A 16,134-nucleotide genomic window follows, 5' to 3' on the forward strand; every position below is an offset into this window, starting at 1 on the left:
AATAAGGGGCAAACTCTTTCCCCGGAGGACAATCGTGAATCAACTTGAACAGCTTCCCATCCCTCTGCTCCAGTGGTTTCAGGAGCACGCCCGGGTGCTCCCCTGGCGCAGCGATCCCACCCCCTACCACGTGTGGATCTCGGAGATCATGCTCCAGCAGACCCGGGTGGCGGCGGTGCTGGACTACTACCGCCGTTTTCTGGACGCCCTCCCCACCGTGGCCCATCTGGCCGCCGTGGAGGAGGATACCCTTCTCAAGCTCTGGCAGGGGCTGGGCTACTATAACCGGGCCCGCAACCTCCAGAAGGCCGCCCGGCAGATCATGGAGGAGTTCGGCGGGGTCTTTCCCGCCTCCTACGAGGAGATCCTCTCCCTGGCCGGGGTGGGGGAGTATACGGCGGGGGCCATTTCCTCCATCGCCTTCGGCATCCCGGTCCCCGCGGTGGACGGCAACGTCCTGCGTGTGGTGGCCCGGATCACCGGTGACCGGGGGGACATTCTGAACGCCGCTACCAAGGCCCGGATGCGCGCCGCCCTGCTGGAGACCATGCCCAAACAGTTCCCGGGGGCCTACAACCAGGCCCTCATGGAGCTGGGCGCCCTGGTGTGCCTGCCCAACGGCGCGCCCCTGTGCGAGCAGTGCCCCGCCGCTTCCTTCTGTACTGCCTATCAGGAGGGGCTCACCGGCGAGCTCCCGGTCAAGGCCCCCAAGAAGGCCCGCCGGGTGGAGAAACGGACCGTGTTTCTCCTCTTCCACGGCGGCAGGGTGGCCCTCCGCCGCCGCCCCAAACGGGGCCTGCTGGCGGGACTCTGGGAGTACCCCAACGAGGTGGAGGCCGGCCCCGCCGCCCTGGAGGCCTGGGGCGTCACCCCCCGCACGCTGGAAGCGGGGGGCGCGGGAAAGCACATCTTCTCCCACATCGAGTGGCACATGCATGCCCTGTTGGCCGAGACGGCGGACGACATCCTCCCCGACGGCTGGGTCTGGGCCGACGGGCGGGAGCTGGAGGAGGTCTATGCCATCCCCAACGCCTTCCAGGCCTTCTCGGATACCGTGTCCGCCCGGCTGCGTTCCTCCCTCTGACATCACACACCAAAGGAGCGACTATGAATTTTACCGCCTTGATCGCCGCCCAGCGGCGCTACTTCAACGAGGGCCTGACCCGGAGCATCTCCTTCCGCCGGGAAATGCTCCTGCGCCTGAAACGAGGCCTGGAAAAACATGAGGAGGCCCTCCTCTCCGCTCTGGAGCAGGACCTGGGCAAGTCCCGCTTTGAGGCCTACGAGACCGAGCTGGGTATCGTCCGCTCCGAGCTCCGGGACGCCTGGAAGCACCTGGAGAAATGGGCCCGCCCCCGCCGGGTGCCCACCCCCCTCTCCCAGTTCCCCGCCGTCAGCCGGGTCTACCGGGAGCCCTTCGGGGTGGCCCTCATCCTCTCGCCCTGGAACTACCCCCTCCAGCTCACCCTGGTCCCCCTCATCTCCGCCCTGGCGGCTGGGTGCACTGCGGTGGTGAAGCCCTCGGCCTATGCCCCCGCCACCTCCCAGGCGGTGGCCGACCTGCTGGGGGAGGTCTTTGAGGAGCGCTATGTGGCCTGCGTCCAGGGCGGCCGGGCCGAGAACGCCGCCCTGCTGGAGGAGCACTTCGACTTCATCTTCTTCACCGGCAGCACCGAGGTGGGGCGCACCGTCATGGCCGCCGCCGCCCGGCATCTGACCCCGGTGGCCCTGGAGCTGGGGGGCAAGTCCCCCGTCATTCTGGCCCACGACGCCGATCTGGACCTGGCGGCCCGGCGCATCGTGTGGGGCAAGTTCCTCAACGCGGGCCAGACCTGTGTGGCCCCCGACCATGTTTGGGTCCCCGCCGAGGCCAGGGACTTTTTTGTGGAGAAGCTCAAGACCTGTATCACCCGCTTTTACGGGGAGCGGCCCCTGGAGAGCCCCGACCTTCCCCGCATCATCAACGACAAGCACTTCGAGCGTCTGCTGGGCCTCTTAAAGTCGGGAACCACCGCCTGCGGCGGCGCTTGGGACGCCTCTTCCCGGCGCATCGAGCCCACCGTCCTGGTGGATGTCACCGAGGACATGCCGGTCATGGGGGAGGAGATCTTCGGCCCCATCCTGCCGGTGCTCACCTATGAGGATCTGGACGAGCTCGTCCTCCACCTGCAGAGCAAGCCCCGGCCCCTGGCCCTGTACCTCTTCACCCGCAACCACTACCGGATGGACCGCATCAGCGCCCTGCTCCCCTTCGGCGGCGGATGCGTCAACGATACCATCGTCCACCTGGCCAACGGCAACCTGCCCTTCGGCGGCATCGGAGAGAGCGGCATGGGCCGCTGCCACGGGGAGTGGGGCTACCGCACCTTCTCCCACGAGAAGGGCATCCTGCGCAAGTTCTCACTGGACATTCCGGTGCGCTACCCGCCCCACAAGGGCAAGAGCCTGAGCACGCTCAAGAAACTCATGTGACCATATCAGAACCTATACAGAGAAAAACGGGGGAATGGAACGACCATGGCAAAGCTGTATTTTCGCTACGGCGTGATGGGGTCCAGCAAGACCGCCAACGCCCTGATGGTGCGCTATAATTACGAGGAGCGAGGGCAGGACGCCCTCCTGGTCAAGCCTGAGCTGGACCAGCGGGACGGGGCCCGCTTCGTGGCCTCCCGGGCGGGACTGAGCCATCCGTGCATCTATTTTACCGACCTGATGAAAAAGACCCCGGAGGAGCTGAAGGCCTACGCCTGTATCATCGTGGACGAGGCCCAGTTCCTCACCCGGGAGGAGGTGCGCTACCTCACCGATCTGGTGGATGAGCAGAACATCCCGGTCATCTGCTACGGCCTGCGGGCCGACTTCAAGGGGGACCTCTTCCCCGGCTCCCAGGAGCTGCTCTCCTGCGCCGACATCATCGAGGAGATCAAGACCATCTGCTGGTGCGGCAAGAAGGCCACCTGCAACGCCCGCTTTGACGAGCATGGCAACGTCCTCAAGGAGGGCGAGCAGGTGGTGCTGGGGGCCAACGACCGGTACATCGGCCTGTGCCGCAAGCACTGGAAAGAGGGCAATCTGGGACCGGACGCCCGGGTAGGCGCCCCCTCCTCCAAGTGAGGCGGCGGCCATGATCTGCAATCTCTGTCCCCGGAAGTGCGCCGCCCTGCGCACCGACACCCGCGGGGAGGGACGCTGCGGCATGCCCTCCCTTCCGGTGGTGGCCCGGGCCGCCCTCCACCAGTGGGAGGAGCCGCCCCTCTCGGGTACCCGTGGGGCGGGCACCGTCTTTTTCTCGGGCTGCCCGCTGGGGTGTGTGTTCTGCCAGAACGAGTCCATCAGCCACGAGAACTTCGGCCGCCCCATCTCGGTGGAGCGGCTGCGCGCCATCTTTCAGGAGCTCATCGACCAGGGTGCCCACAACATCGACCTGGTGAATCCCACCCACTTTGCCCACGCGGTGCTCCAGGCCCTGGAGGAGCCCCTGCCCGTGCCGGTGGTGTGGAACTCGGGGGGCTATGACGCGCCGGAGACCCTCCGCGCCCTGGAGGGGAAGGTGGACATCTATCTCCCCGACCTCAAGTACCTCCGCCCCGAGACGGCGGCGCGCTACTCCGACGCCCCCGACTATCCGGAGGTGGCCTGTGCCGCCATTCTGGAGATGTACCGCCAGACCGGCCCCTGTGTCTATGACGAAGAGGGCCTGCTCCGGCGGGGAGTCATCATCCGCCATCTGGTCCTCCCGGGGCGGCTCAGTGAGGCCAAGGCCGTCATGGACTGGGTGGCCGAGCACTTTGAACCCGGTCAGGTCCTCTTCTCCCTCATGAGTCAGTACATCCCCTGGGGCCGGGCGGCGGAGTTCCCCGAGATCAACCGGAAGCTGCGCCCCTCCGAGGCTCGCAGCGCCCGGCAGTACATGGACGCCCTGGGTCTTTCGGGCTTTACCCAGGAGGATTCCTCGGCCGCGAGTACCTTTATCCCCTCCTTTGATCTCACCGGGGTGGAGAAGCCTGCCCTCTGATTTTCCCGCAATCCCCGAAAACATTTCGTATATTCGACTTTATTTTCAACTGTTAGGAGTGAATTTATGGCCCTGAGTCGTTTCGGCTCCAACCCGCGTATGAAGGTCATGTGGCATCTCTCCTGGCCTGCCATCATCGAGCAGGTGCTGGCCACCATGGTCAGCTATGTGGACACCGCCATGGTGGGCGTGCTGGGCGCGGCGGCCACCGCCTCGGTCTCGGTGAACGCCTCCTCCATCTGGCTCATCAACGGCATTCTGGCCGGGATCGGGGTGGGCTATTCGGTGCAGGTCTCCAACGCCATCGGCGCGGAGGACGACGCGCGGGCCCGGCGCATCATCCGGCAGGGCATCCTGGCCACCGTGGTATGTGGTATGGCCGCCCTGCTTCTCTTCCAGCTGCTGGCCCCCTTCATTCCGGTCTGGCTGGGCGCGGAGCCCTCTGTCCGTCCCACCGCCACCGCCTACCTGCGCTGGTACACCCTCTGTATGCCCTTCGCCGCGGCCAGTGCCATTTTCTCGGCCATCCTGCGCTGCATGGGCAACACCAAGACCCCGCTGATCTTCAACTTCTCGGCCAACCTCATCAACCTGGTTCTCAACTTCTTCCTCATCTATGAGACGCGCACCGTCACCGTGGGCGGATTCTCCCTCACAGTCCCCGGTGCGGGACTGGGGGTGGCCGGAGCGGCCATCGCCTCGGCGGTGGCCTGGGCCTTTGCCGGGTCCATGCTGCTCTACGCGGGCATCCGTCAGGGCCCCCGCTTCCAGGTCCGGTTCCGGGAGGGCTTCCGCCCCGACAGCAGCATCATCCAGATGGCCCTCCACCTGGGCCTCCCCTCCGCCCTGGAGCGTGCCACCATCAACCTGGGCCAGATCGTCATGACCGCCCTGGTGGCCTCCATCGGCACGGTGGCCCTGGCGGCCAACCAGATCGCCACCACTGCCGAGGGCCTGTGCTATCTCCCGGCCTACGGCATCTCCTACGCCAGTGTGGCTCTGGTGGGCCAGTCAGTGGGGGCCCGCTCGGCGGAGAACGCCCGGGCCTACGGCTCCCTCTCGGCCAAGGTGGCTCTGGTCCTCTGCACCGGCCTGGCCGTCCTGCTCTTCCTCTTCGCCCCGGCCCTGGCCTCCCTCTTCAACTCCGATCCCCAGGTGGTGGAGCAGTCCGCCCTGATGCTGCGCATCGTCTGCTTCGCCGAGCCCTTCTTCGCCCTGTCCATCGTGCTCTCCAGCAACCTGCGGGGCGCCCACGATGTGCGCTATCCCATGGTGGTGGGGCTCATCTGCATGTGGGGCGTGCGCATCGTCCTGGCCCCCATTCTGGTGATCTACGGCAAGCTGGGCCTGGCCGGCGTGTGGATCGCCATGAGCGTGGACCTGATCCTCCGGGGCATCCTGTGCACCCACCGCTGGCACAGCGGAAAGTGGGTCCAGATCGCCGGACTGGACGCCCAGCCCGCGGTCCACACCACGCCCTCCTGATGTGGATAAAAAGAAAAAACACCGCCCGTCTCCTGCTGCACATGAGGAGACGGGCGGTATTTTTATTTCATCCGGTTGCGGAGCGGTTCTCCGGCCAGATAGCGGCGCAGGTTGTCCAGCGCGATTTCCACCAGCCGGTCCCGGATGGCGGGAAGGTGATCGCCCCCCGCCACGTGGGGGGTGATGAGGCAGTGCTCGGCCCGCCACAGGGGATGGTCCTCGGGCAGGGGCTCCGGGGAAGTCACATCCAGGCCGGCCCCCCAGAGGTGTCCCTCCTCCAGTGCCTGGGCCAGGGCGTCGCAGTCCACGGCGCTCCCCCGTCCGGCGTTGAGGAGGATGGCGTCCTCCTTCATCCGCCCGATGCGGGCCCGGTCCATGAGCCGGTCGGTCTCCGGGCTGTGGGGGAGGACCAGGGCCACCACGTCCGCCTTGGGCAGCCACTCGTCCAGCGCGGACAGGGGGTGCATCTCGTCGATGCCCTCCGCCCCCCGCTCGGGGGAGCGGCGCAGGCCCACGGTATGTGCCCCCATCCCCTTGACCAGCCGGGCAAAGGCGGAGCCGATGTCCCCGGTGCCCGCCACCAGTACGGTGGCTCCTGCCAGGGTCTTGACCTCTCCCAGCGGGGTCCAGCAGTGCCGGTTCTGGGCGTCCCGGTACTGGTGCAGGCGCTTGCACAGGGCCAGAAGGGTGGCGAACATATGCTCGGACACCGCCTGCCCATAGGCCCCCACGGCGGAGGTGAGCATGGCCCCCTCCCGCAGCACCCCCTCCTTCAGATAGGGGTCCACCCCGGCGCTCCAGGTCTGGAGCCAGCGGAGCTGTCCGGCCTTTGCCACCCGGTCCGTGGGGGCACAGCCCAGAATGACGGTGGCCCGGGCATACTCCTCCTCGGGGGCCTCGGGGGAAAAGCGGGTGGCCGCCACCGGGCGGAAGAGCTGTTCCACACCGGGTGCGGCCGCTGCAAAGGCCGCGCGCTCCTCCCCGGTCAGTGGCAGAAAATTCAAAATCGTTTCCATGACGGGACCTCCTCCCTATGATGCGTCCTGATGGCGCAGGCGGGACATCTACTCTCCCAGCAGGTCCTGGAGGATCTCCACCGCGTCGTAGACCATCCGGTCGCAGTGGGGCTTACGCTCCTCGCCGTTCTCCTTGGCCCGCTGAAGGAGCCCCGCGCAGTCCAGCGCCTGGTTCTTCTCCCGGAAGCGGCGCAGCAGCTCCCGGCTCTCGGCCTCTCCCTTTCCGGCCATACCCAGGGCCATGAGCGCGCCGGTCACGGCCCCGCAGGTGGAGCCGTGGCGCATCCCGGCGCCGAAGTGGGCCCCCAGCTGGAAGGCGGCCTTCTCATCCAGGCCGCACTGGTCCGCAAAGGGCAGGAGCACCGCCTGGGCGCAGTTATAATGTACGTTGGTATCGCCCCGCAGCGCGCGGCAGGCTTCCATTCGATCCATACAATGATTCTCCTTTTCTCACAATTGGCTTAGGCCTGGAGGTCGCCCTCCAGCACCATCTGGCGGTAGTCCAGGAACTGGAATCCCAGCCGCTGGTAGAGCCGGATGGCCCCCTCGTTCACGTCGGTGACCTCCAGACGGATGCGGGGGTAGTTGGGGTACTGCTCCTTCACCCAGCGGAACACGGCGGTGCCGTAGCCCTTGCCCCGGCAGGCGGGGGTGAAGTACATCTCCTCAAAAAAGACGCAGCGGCCTCCCACCTCGCCGGAGTAGCACTCGGTGAGGTAGGCATAGCCCACGGCCTGCCCGTCCTCCACCAGGAGCATGCCCCGGAGGAGAGGCTCAGCCGGGTCCACCGCGTCCCGGAAGGTGCGCTCCAGGACGGCGGGGTCGGTGTCGTGGTCCACGGCGGGACTCTGGTAAAAGGCCTGGACCATGGGCATAACCACATCGTGGTCGGCGGCGGTCATGGCGCGGATCTCAAACATATGGATTTCCTCCTGTGTAATCGTAACTTGGGTTGTTTTTCGGTCCATCAATTAAAAATGTCGGCGTGCTCGGTGAAGAGCCGCCGGATCTGCTCCTTCAGGGGCTGGTGCTCCGGCCGGTCCAGGGTGGGGTCCTCGGCCAGCAGAGCCTGGGCGGCTTCCTGGGCCTCCTTGAGCAGGCGGGTGTCCCCGGCCAGGTCGGCGATGCGCATCTGGGGCAGGCCGTGCTGCCGCTTGCCGAAGAAGTCGCCGGGCCCCCGGAGCTTCAGGTCCTCCTCCGAGATGCGGAAACCGTCGGTGGTCTGGGTGAGGACTTTGAGCCGGGCACGGGTCTCCTGGTTCCGGTTGGAGGTGATGAGCACGCAGTAGGACTGGTGCTTTCCCCGCCCTACCCGCCCCCGGAGCTGGTGGAGCTGGGAGAGACCGAACCGGTCGGCGTTCTCCACGATGATGAGGGAGGCGTTGGGCACGTCCACCCCCACCTCGATGACGGTGGTGGAGACCAGCACATCCAGCGCGCCCCCCGCAAAGGCGGCCATGGCGGCCTCCTTCTCCCTGGGCTTGAGCCTGCCGTGGACAAAGCCCACCCGCAGGTCGGGAAAGACCCCCTCCTGGAGGTCCTTGGCGTAGGCGGTGACCGCCTTCAGGTCGGCAAAGCCGGGGGGCGGCTCCACCCCCTCGGGGGAGGGCTGGGCCTCCTCCACCGCGGGACAGACGATATAGACCTGCCGCCCCTCGGCCACCTGCCGCCGGACGAACTGATACATACGCGCCCGCTTGTCCTCCCCCACCAGGAAGGTCTCCACCGGGGTGCGCCCCGGGGGGAGCTCGTCGATGACGCTCACATCCAAATCCCCATAGATGATGAGGGCCAGGGTACGGGGGATGGGGGTGGCCGACATGACCAGCACATGGGGGGAGAGCCCGCCCCCCTTGGCCGCCAGGGCGGAGCGCTGCCCCACGCCGAAGCGGTGCTGCTCGTCGGTGATCACCAGGCCCAGCCGGGCAAAGTCCACCCCCGCGGAGAGGATGGCGTGGGTGCCCACCAGCAGGTCGATCTCCCCGGCGGCCAGGGCGGCGCGGACCTTCTTCTTCTCACTGGCGCGCATGGAGCCGGTGAGAAGTCCCACCCGCAGCCCCGCCGGGGCGAGCACCCCCGACAGGGTGCGGAAGTGCTGCTCGGCCAAAATCTCGGTGGGGGCCATCAGGGCGGCCTGCCACCCGGACTTCCAGGCCAGGAAGCAGCAGGCCGCCGCCACCATGGTCTTGCCCGAGCCCACATCGCCCTGGACCAGCCGGTTCATGGGGCGGCCCGAGGCGCAGTCCTCCGCCGCCTCCCGGATAGCCCGCTGCTGGGCCTGGGTGAGGGCGAAGGGAAGGAGCGCAAAAAAGGGCTCCAGGCTCTCCCGCCGGAAAGTGGGGCCGGACGCCCCCTCCCGCCGGGAGCGGAGAAAGGCCAGACCGCAGGAGAGGTAGAAGAGCTCCTCAAAGATGAGCCGCCGCCGGGCCAGATCCAGTGCCTCCTCGGAGGCCGGAAAGTGGATGTTCTGGTAGGAGTAGCCGCAGGCGGCCAGGGCGTGCTCCTGCCGCACCCGGAAGGGGAGGATCTCGGGCATCTCCTGGGCGCAGTCCTGGGCGCACCGGAGGGTGAGCCCCGAGAGCAGGTTGTTGGAGATCCCCGCCGTCAGGGGGTAGATGGGCATGATCCGCCCGGTGAAGCGGGGGCGGTCCTCCGGCTCAAAGACCGGGTTGGTCATCCTCCGGCGGGGAGGCAGGCCCTCCACCATACCGTAGAAGATATAGCTCTCCCCGGGGACCAGGGCATTTTTCACATAGCCCTGGTTGAAGAAGGTGACCTCCATGGAGCCATGGGCGTCCACCACCCGCACCTTGGTCAGCTCCAGCCCCTTGCGGACGTAGGAGCGGCGGGGCGGCTCGGCCACCATGGCGGCCACGCACACGGGGATCCCCACCGGGGCCGCCGCGATGGTATAGTGCTTCCGCCGGTCCTCATAGTCCCGGGGGAAATAGCGCAGCAGATCCTCCACGGTGGCCAGGCCCAGCTTCTCCAGCCGGGCAGCCCGCGCCTCCCCGATCCCGGGCAGCTCCCGCACGCCGGAGCCCAGGGTCAGTTCCATGCCGATCCCTCCTCTCCCCGGGCAATATCTTTTAGTTTACCACAAATCATCGGACAGCGGCAAGGCCGTCCCCGCCGCCGGAAGACTCTGGTGGTTTTTCCCAAGGGTTTCTTCCTTCGGGCACGGAATCCTGTCTCTTCTGCCAAAAATGCAATTTTGACATAAAAGGATTGCAAAACCAAGAGTCTAGACTTATAATATTCGTAAAACAAATGGCTGTTTTGAAGGAAATAAAGGCAAATTCACCGAAGCATCCCAAGAATGCACAGCAAGGTATTGCAGGAATTCCTTCATATTAATGCAAGAAAGGACGGTATTCCCCATGGCAGAACACTCCTTCGGAAAAGTCCTGGTGGCAAACCGCGGCGAGATCGCCATCCGCGTCTTCCGCGCCTGCTACGACCTGGGACTTCACACGGTGGCCATCTATTCCAATGAGGATACATACAGCCTTTTCCGCACCCGTGCGGACGAGGCCTATCTCATCGGGGAGAACAAGAGCCCCCTGGGCGCTTACCTGGACATCCCCGCGATCATCGACCTGGCCAAGCGGCGCAATGTGGATGCCATCCACCCCGGCTACGGCTTCCTGAGCGAGAACGCCGACTTTGCCCGGGCCTGTGAGGAGGCGGGGATCGCCTTCATCGGCCCCTCCTCCAAGATCCTGGGCCAGATGGGCGACAAGCTCACCGCCAAGGCCATCGCCCACGCCTGCAACGTCCCCACCATCCCCGGCTCCACCCAGCCCCTGAAGGACGGGGACGAGGCGCTGGAGAAGGCCATCTCCTACGGCTTCCCCATCATCCTCAAGGCGGCCGGCGGCGGCGGCGGCCGCGGCATGCGCCGCTGCGACAGCCCCGAGGAGGTCAAGCCCGCCTTTGAGCTGGTCAAGAGCGAGGCCAAGAAGGCCTTCGGCAACGAGGACATCTTCATTGAGAAGTACCTGGTGGAGCCCAAGCACATCGAGGTGCAGATCCTGGGCGACCAGTACGGCAATGTGGTCCACCTGGGTGAGCGCGACTGTTCCCTCCAGCGCCGCTACCAGAAGGTGGTGGAGTTCGCCCCCGCCTGGTCGGTGCCCGAAAAGACCCGTCAGGCCCTCTACGAGGACGCCGTCAAGGTGGCCAAGCACGTGGGCTATGTCTCGGCCGGCACGGTGGAGTTCCTGGTGGACAAGGACGGCAACCACTACTTCATCGAGATGAACCCCCGCATCCAGGTGGAGCACACGGTCACCGAGATGGTCACCGGCATCGACCTGGTCCGGGCCCAGATCCTCATCGCCGAGGGCAAGCCCCTCTCCACCCCCGAGATCGGCATGGCCAGCCAGAGCGATCTGAAGATGAACGGCTACGCCATCCAGTGCCGCGTCACCACCGAGGACCCGGCCAACAACTTTGCCCCCGACACCGGCAAGATCACCTCCTACCGCTCCGGCGGCGGCTTCGGTGTGCGTCTGGACGGCGGCAACGCCTACACCGGCGCGGTGATCTCCCCCTACTACGACTCCCTGCTGGTCAAAGTGACCTCCTGGGACTCCACCTTTGAGGCGGTCTGCCGCAAGGCCCTGCGCGCCATCAGCGAGGAGCATGTCCGCGGCGTCAAGACCAACATCCCCTTCGTCACCAACATTCTGAACCACCCCACCTTCCGGGCTGGCAAGTGCCACACCAAGTTCATCGACGAGACTCCCGAGCTCTTCGAGTTTGAGAACAGCCGGGACCGTGCCACCAAGGTGCTCAAGTACATTGCCCAGATCCAGGTGGATAATCCCTCCGCCGAGCGGGTCCAGCGGGACATTCCCCGCTTCCCGCCCTTCGAGCACACCCCGCCCAAGTGCACCGGCCTCAAGCAGCTTCTGGACGCGAAGGGCCCCGAGGCTGTGCGGGACTGGGTGCTGGATCAGAAGAAGCTCCTCATCACCGACACCACCATGCGCGACGCCCACCAGTCCCTCCTCTCCACCCGGGTGCGCACCCGGGATATGCTCAAGGGGGCCGAGGGTACCGCCGAGATCCTGAACGACTGCTTCTCCCTGGAGATGTGGGGCGGCGCCACCTTCGATGTGGCCTACCGCTTCCTCCACGAGTCCCCCTGGGAGCGGCTGGAGATGCTGCGGGAGAAGATCCCCAACATCCCCTTCCAGATGCTTCTGCGCGGCGCCAACGCCGTGGGCTATACCAACTATCCCGATAACCTCATCCGGGCCTTCGTCCGGGAGGCCGCCCGCACCGGCATCGACGTGTTCCGCGTCTTTGACTCCCTGAACTGGATTCCCGGTATGGAGGTGGCCATGGACGAGGTCCTCAAGCAGGGCAAGCTCTGCGAGGCCACCCTCTGCTACACCGGCGACATCCTGGATCCCAAGCGGGACAAATACACACTGGATTACTATGTGAAGATGGCCAAGGAGCTGGAGCGCCGGGGCGCCCACATGCTGTGCATCAAGGATATGTCCGGCCTCCTGAAGCCCTACGCCGCCAAGAAGCTGGTCACCACCCTCAAGAATGAGGTGGGCCTGCCCATCCACCTGCACACCCACGACACCTCGGGCAACCAGGTGGCCGCCTACCTGATGGCTGCCGAGGCCGGCGTGGACATCGTGGACTGCGCCATCGACTCCATGTCCTCCATGACCAGCCAGCCCTCCATGAACGCGGTGGTCTCCGCCCTCCAGGGTCAGGAGCGGGATACCGGTCTCGATCCCGAAAAGCTCCAGAAGCTCTCCGACTACTGGGCCGATGTGCGCCTGCGCTACGAGAACTTCGAGGCCGGGATCAAGAACCCCTCCACCGACATCTACCGCTACGAGATGCCTGGCGGCCAGTACACCAACCTCAAGAGCCAGGTGGAGAGCCTGGGCCTGGGCCATCAGTTCGAGGACGTCAAGGAGATGTATGTGAAGGTCAACCACATGCTGGGCGATATCGTGAAGGTGACCCCCTCCTCCAAGATGGTGGGCGACCTGGCCATCTTCATGGTGCAGAACCAGCTCACTCCCGAGAACGTCGTGGAGCGGGGCGAGGCCCTCACCTTCCCCGACTCGGTGGTGTCCTACTTCAAGGGCATGATGGGTCAGCCCGCCTGGGGCTTCCCGGAGGATCTCCAGAAGGTGGTCCTCAAGGGCGAGGAGCCCATCACCTGCCGTCCCGGCGAGCTGCTGGAGCCCATCGACTTCGACAAGGCCCGGGAAGAGGTCCAGAAGTTCTATCCCGAGGCCTCCGAGCGCACCGTCATCTCCTGGTGCCTGTATCCCAATGTGGTGGAGGAGTTCTGCCGCCACCGGAAGGAGTACGGCTACATCATGCGCATGGGCAGCCATGTGTTCTTCAACGGTCTGGCCCTGGGCGAGACCAACAAGATCAACATCGAGGACGGCAAGACCCTGGTCATCAAGTACCTGGGCCTGGGCGACCTGAACGAGGACGGCACCCGCAACGTGCAGTTCGAGCTCAACGGTATGCGCCGCGAGGTGGCCGTGCCCGATAAGCACGCGGTCTCCCAGGTGCGTCCGGTCACCATGGCCGACCCCGAGGACAAGAGCCAGATCGGCGCGTCCATCCCCGGCATGGTCTCCAAGGTGAGCGTCAAGCCCGGCGACACCGTGGAGGAGAACCAGGTGGTGGCCGTTATCGAGGCCATGAAGATGGAGACCAGCGTGGTGGCCCGCAAGGCCGGCACCGTGGACCAGGTCCTCATCCAGGAGGGCTCCTCCGTCAAGGCGGGCGAGCTGCTCATGACCATCAAGCTCAAGTAAATCGATCTGTCCATAAAAGTGGGGCATGGCCTTTCGGCCATGCCCCACTCTATCTGTATTTTCCTTTCTTACCGAAGCGTTACTTCCATCGGCTCTTCCAAAGTATGCCGCTGTGTAAAACGAAGGCCAAGCTCTACGGTGCTCCACGGGTAATCCTCCAGGGTCAGGAGCTGGGCAAACCACCCGTCCGGAATGGCCGTTTCATCGGGGGTGCCGCTCCAGAGGCTCTGCTTCCACCGGTAGCTATACCGCCGGATCGACCGCTCCTCCCCCGGCTCTCTCCAGTAATCCGTGCCCAAGAGCCCATAATAGTCGCTTTCTTCTTGTTCCGCCAGGACTGCGATCTCGGCGATACGGTCGCTGATCCGGTGAGTATAGAGCTCCACCCCCTCGGGTAGCATGCCCTCCACCGCTCCGGTCTCCAGATCCACCGTCACGCTCTCCCGGCCCTGGTCCAGCCATTCCAGCCGGGTGATGCAGAGCGTCAGATGAGCGGGATCGGAAAAATAGGTGGTGTCGCACATCCGGCGGCTGCCGATGGCTCCCACTGATCCGGCGGGATTGTCCTCGTACCGCCGCCCAGTCTCATCCTCCAGATAGAAGTCCATCCCAGCCAGACGGGCGGTGTTGTCCGGGTGCTCCTCCACCGTCAGGCGGCCGTGGGTGGGATAGCTGTCCAGGCCAAAGCGCAGGCGCTGTCCGTCCACCTCCACCCAATCCCCCACAGGGAGGGAGCGGCAGTCGTTCAGGCTCTGGGTATCCACCGGGACCGTGAAGGAGACGAGCGCTGTTCCGCGCCGCTCTTCTCCCCCCTCCGTGTGGGCGTTGACCCGACACTCCATTCGAATCTCTTCTGGGATCTGGAAGGATTCCTCCACCACATGGACCGTCACCGCCTGGGTCAGGGTACCTCCATCCAGAACAGGATTGGATATGGTACACCCCTTCCACTCCTCCCCGGCGGCATCATGCAATCTTGGCTCCAGGTGATAACAAGTATAAGGCCCCTCCGCCTCCATGAAAAAGCTGATCTGCCCCTGGTCCAGGATCAGGTATTCCAGACGCAGGGTAATGCCGTTGTCGGTCTGGCTCTGGCCGATATACTGGGCGTAGTCGTGCTCCACCGCCGCCTTCAGGCTGGGCGAGAGGGCCACAGCCGCCATCAGCTCCCGCAGCCCCGGCACGCCGCTGCACGCCATGGCAAAGGGCATGGAGGTGTTCACCAGCACCACGAAGGCGGTGAACACACCTGCCAGACTGGCCGCCGGGATCCCCAGTCTCCTCCCCCAGCGCCGGCGGCGCCGGCGGGCGACCGCGCGCTGCACCGTGTACTCCAGCGCGGGCGGGGTCTCCTCCAGCTCCCGGAGGAGGGCTTCATATTCCTGTCTCCGATCCATGCTCACACCTCCTGTTCGCTCAGTTCCAGCCGCAGCAGCTCCAGGGCCCGCCGCTGCCGGGTAGATACCGTTCCCGCCGGCAGCTCCAGCGCCCGGGCGGTCTCCGCCAGGGTATACCCGGAGAAATAGCGCAGCACGATGACCGCCCGCAGTTCCCGGGGGAGCCGCTCCACCGCCTCCCGCAGCGGAAGGGCGTCAAAGGCCTCCACGGCCGTCTCGGGCAGCTCTTCCATGGCCCGCTCCCGCTTGCGCCGGCGCAGCTCGCTGTTGCACACGTTGATGAGGATGCGGGTGAGCCAGGTGTCGAAGTAGGCCGGCTCCCGCAGCTTTCCACAGGCCAGCAGGCCCTTGTAGACCGCCTCGTCCACCGCGTCCAGAGCGGCATGCTCCCCGCCCAGATAGAGCCGGGCCGTCCGGTAGAGCCGCACCTTGAGCTCCTCGGCCCGCCGGATGTATTCCGCTTCCTTCACAGCCCTTCCCCCCTTTCACCCATTAGACGCGGTTCCGGCTTCCTTTCATTGCCTTCAAGCAAAAATTCTCTTCCCGAGCCAGCAAAAAGCCCCGGCGGACCTCCGCCGGGGCTCAGCTTTTCGGTATGCTTCTCTCAGCGCTTCCACTTGGGGTCGCCCCGGAGGATGGACTTGGCCTGCTCCCACAGCTCGTCGCTGACCGTCTGGTCCACCACCACCTGTTTGATCTCGGGCAGGGCCTCCATGAGCTCGGCCTGGATGACGCTCTCGGTGGTCAGGTAGGCCGAGGGGCAGTTGGAGCACTGACCCAGGAGCTGGATGTGGACCACGCCCCCCTCGTACTTGAGCACCTTCAGGTCCCCGCCGTGCTCGGCCAGTTTGGGGCGCACCTTTTCATTCAAAACTGCTTCGATCTTCTCCAGCATCGTTGACACTCCATTTCCGGTCACATAGTTCCCTTTTACCATACCATTTCCGGCCCAAAAATACAATTCCAAAATTTCCGCCGCGCCTTGACATACCTCGATTATCTAGGTAAAATATACCTAGATAAAAAAGGTATCTGGAGAAAGGAGGTCCCACATGAAACCCGACAAAAATCTGCTCTCGGGCAGCACCACCCTGCTGGTCCTCTCCCTCCTCGCCTCGGGGGATAAGTACGGCTATGAGATGATTGCCGCCCTGGAGGCGAAGAGTGACCACACCTTTACCCTGCGGGAGGGCACCCTCTACCCCATCCTCCACGGTCTGGAGCGGGAGGGAGCGGTCACCGCCTATGAGAAGGAGGCCCCCTCGGGCCGCAAGCGCCGGTATTACCACATCACACGGACCGGTCTCACCCTTTTGGGCGAGAAGCGGGAGGAGTGGCACACCTTCCGCCATCTGGTGGATGCCATCGTGGCCGAGGGGGAGGGCTCCCTCTCCCCGGCATAACGG

General features: G+C 65.3%; 14 protein-coding genes. 7 read left to right on the plus strand and 7 right to left on the minus strand.

The window, feature by feature from the left end; genetic code table 11:
• Positions 1 to 34 precede the first annotated feature (34 nt).
• The 5 genes from mutY to GPK94_RS02800 all read left to right on the plus strand — a co-directional run bounded on the left by mutY (position 35) and on the right by GPK94_RS02800 (position 5,500).
• The gene (gene mutY, locus GPK94_RS02780) at positions 35 to 1,084 is read left to right on the plus strand and encodes an A/G-specific adenine glycosylase (protein ID WP_215654314.1); all 1,050 of its coding nucleotides are present in this window, start codon (positions 35 to 37) and stop codon (positions 1,082 to 1,084) included.
• Between the two features lie 23 nt (positions 1,085 to 1,107).
• A complete protein-coding gene (locus GPK94_RS02785; RefSeq protein ID WP_215654315.1) occupies positions 1,108 to 2,472 on the plus strand; it encodes an aldehyde dehydrogenase in 1,365 nt (454 codons plus the stop codon).
• Between the two features lie 45 nt (positions 2,473 to 2,517).
• The gene (locus tag GPK94_RS02790) at positions 2,518 to 3,114 is read left to right on the plus strand and encodes a thymidine kinase (protein WP_215654316.1); all 597 of its coding nucleotides are present in this window, start codon (positions 2,518 to 2,520) and stop codon (positions 3,112 to 3,114) included.
• A 10-nt stretch (positions 3,115 to 3,124) separates the two neighbouring features.
• Positions 3,125 to 4,015, plus strand: coding sequence for a radical SAM protein (locus GPK94_RS02795; protein WP_215654317.1), 891 nt, complete (start codon positions 3,125 to 3,127; stop codon positions 4,013 to 4,015).
• Between the two features lie 66 nt (positions 4,016 to 4,081).
• The gene (locus tag GPK94_RS02800) at positions 4,082 to 5,500 is read left to right on the plus strand and encodes an MATE family efflux transporter (protein ID WP_215654318.1); all 1,419 of its coding nucleotides are present in this window, start codon (positions 4,082 to 4,084) and stop codon (positions 5,498 to 5,500) included.
• 62 nt (positions 5,501 to 5,562) lie between these two features.
• Here the strand turns inward: GPK94_RS02800 and GPK94_RS02805 are convergent, their stop codons facing one another.
• The 4 genes from GPK94_RS02805 to recG are packed head-to-tail and all read right to left on the minus strand — an operon-like array spanning position 5,563 to position 9,574.
• Positions 5,563 to 6,516, minus strand: a complete 954-nt coding sequence (locus GPK94_RS02805; protein WP_215654319.1) for a D-2-hydroxyacid dehydrogenase — start codon at positions 6,514 to 6,516, stop codon at positions 5,563 to 5,565.
• Positions 6,517 to 6,564: 48 nt separating this feature from the next.
• Positions 6,565 to 6,948, minus strand: coding sequence for a C-GCAxxG-C-C family protein (locus tag GPK94_RS02810; protein WP_215654320.1), 384 nt, complete (start codon positions 6,946 to 6,948; stop codon positions 6,565 to 6,567).
• A 29-nt stretch (positions 6,949 to 6,977) separates the two neighbouring features.
• Positions 6,978 to 7,436, minus strand: a complete 459-nt coding sequence (locus GPK94_RS02815) for a GNAT family N-acetyltransferase (RefSeq protein ID WP_101691631.1) — start codon at positions 7,434 to 7,436, stop codon at positions 6,978 to 6,980.
• 47 nt (positions 7,437 to 7,483) lie between these two features.
• A complete protein-coding gene (gene recG, locus GPK94_RS02820) occupies positions 7,484 to 9,574 on the minus strand; it encodes an ATP-dependent DNA helicase RecG (RefSeq protein ID WP_215654321.1) in 2,091 nt (696 codons plus the stop codon).
• Positions 9,575 to 9,896: 322 nt separating this feature from the next.
• Between recG and GPK94_RS02825 the strand changes: the two genes are divergently transcribed.
• The gene (locus GPK94_RS02825) at positions 9,897 to 13,331 is read left to right on the plus strand and encodes a pyruvate carboxylase (RefSeq protein ID WP_215654322.1); all 3,435 of its coding nucleotides are present in this window, start codon (positions 9,897 to 9,899) and stop codon (positions 13,329 to 13,331) included.
• A gap of 68 nt (positions 13,332 to 13,399) precedes the next feature.
• On the opposite strand, the gene GPK94_RS02830 is transcribed toward GPK94_RS02825, so the two are convergent.
• The 3 genes from GPK94_RS02830 to GPK94_RS02840 all read right to left on the minus strand — a co-directional run bounded on the left by GPK94_RS02830 (position 13,400) and on the right by GPK94_RS02840 (position 15,623).
• A complete protein-coding gene (locus GPK94_RS02830; protein WP_215654323.1) occupies positions 13,400 to 14,728 on the minus strand; it encodes a DUF4179 domain-containing protein in 1,329 nt (442 codons plus the stop codon).
• Positions 14,729 to 14,730: 2 nt separating this feature from the next.
• Positions 14,731 to 15,198, minus strand: coding sequence for a sigma-70 family RNA polymerase sigma factor (locus tag GPK94_RS02835; RefSeq protein ID WP_195279336.1), 468 nt, complete (start codon positions 15,196 to 15,198; stop codon positions 14,731 to 14,733).
• A gap of 134 nt (positions 15,199 to 15,332) precedes the next feature.
• Positions 15,333 to 15,623 carry a NifU family protein gene (locus tag GPK94_RS02840; RefSeq protein ID WP_101691626.1) on the minus strand — a complete coding sequence of 97 codons (291 nt, stop codon included), beginning with the start codon at positions 15,621 to 15,623 and terminating at the stop codon, positions 15,333 to 15,335.
• Positions 15,624 to 15,780: 157 nt separating this feature from the next.
• Here GPK94_RS02840 and GPK94_RS02845 point away from each other — a divergent pair, with 157 nt between their 5' ends.
• Positions 15,781 to 16,131: a PadR family transcriptional regulator gene (locus tag GPK94_RS02845; protein WP_215654324.1), complete on the plus strand. Its 351-nt coding sequence runs from the start codon at positions 15,781 to 15,783 to the stop codon at positions 16,129 to 16,131.
• Positions 16,132 to 16,134: the final 3 nt, after the last annotated feature.

This window comes from Pseudoflavonifractor sp. MCC625 (assembly GCF_018784545.1).
GTDB lineage: Bacteria > Bacillota > Clostridia > Oscillospirales > Oscillospiraceae > Pseudoflavonifractor_A > Pseudoflavonifractor_A gallinarum.

Bases quoted from the DNA above. Each gene is read 5' to 3' on its own strand.
- GPK94_RS02785 (WP_215654315.1), top strand. From the start codon at position 1,108: ATGAATTTTACCGCCTTGATCGCCGCCCAGCGGCGCTACTTCAACGAG.
- GPK94_RS02790 (WP_215654316.1), top strand. From the start codon at position 2,518: ATGGCAAAGCTGTATTTTCGCTACGGCGTGATGGGGTCCAGCAAGACC.
- GPK94_RS02795 (WP_215654317.1), top strand. From the start codon at position 3,125: ATGATCTGCAATCTCTGTCCCCGGAAGTGCGCCGCCCTGCGCACCGAC.
- GPK94_RS02800 (WP_215654318.1), top strand. From the start codon at position 4,082: ATGGCCCTGAGTCGTTTCGGCTCCAACCCGCGTATGAAGGTCATGTGG.
- GPK94_RS02805 (WP_215654319.1), bottom strand. From the start codon at position 6,516: ATGGAAACGATTTTGAATTTTCTGCCACTGACCGGGGAGGAGCGCGCG.
- GPK94_RS02810 (WP_215654320.1), bottom strand. From the start codon at position 6,948: ATGGATCGAATGGAAGCCTGCCGCGCGCTGCGGGGCGATACCAACGTA.
- GPK94_RS02815 (WP_101691631.1), bottom strand. From the start codon at position 7,436: ATGTTTGAGATCCGCGCCATGACCGCCGCCGACCACGATGTGGTTATG.
- recG (WP_215654321.1), bottom strand. From the start codon at position 9,574: ATGGAACTGACCCTGGGCTCCGGCGTGCGGGAGCTGCCCGGGATCGGG.
- GPK94_RS02825 (WP_215654322.1), top strand. From the start codon at position 9,897: ATGGCAGAACACTCCTTCGGAAAAGTCCTGGTGGCAAACCGCGGCGAG.
- GPK94_RS02830 (WP_215654323.1), bottom strand. From the start codon at position 14,728: ATGGATCGGAGACAGGAATATGAAGCCCTCCTCCGGGAGCTGGAGGAG.
- GPK94_RS02840 (WP_101691626.1), bottom strand. From the start codon at position 15,623: ATGCTGGAGAAGATCGAAGCAGTTTTGAATGAAAAGGTGCGCCCCAAA.
- GPK94_RS02845 (WP_215654324.1), top strand. From the start codon at position 15,781: ATGAAACCCGACAAAAATCTGCTCTCGGGCAGCACCACCCTGCTGGTC.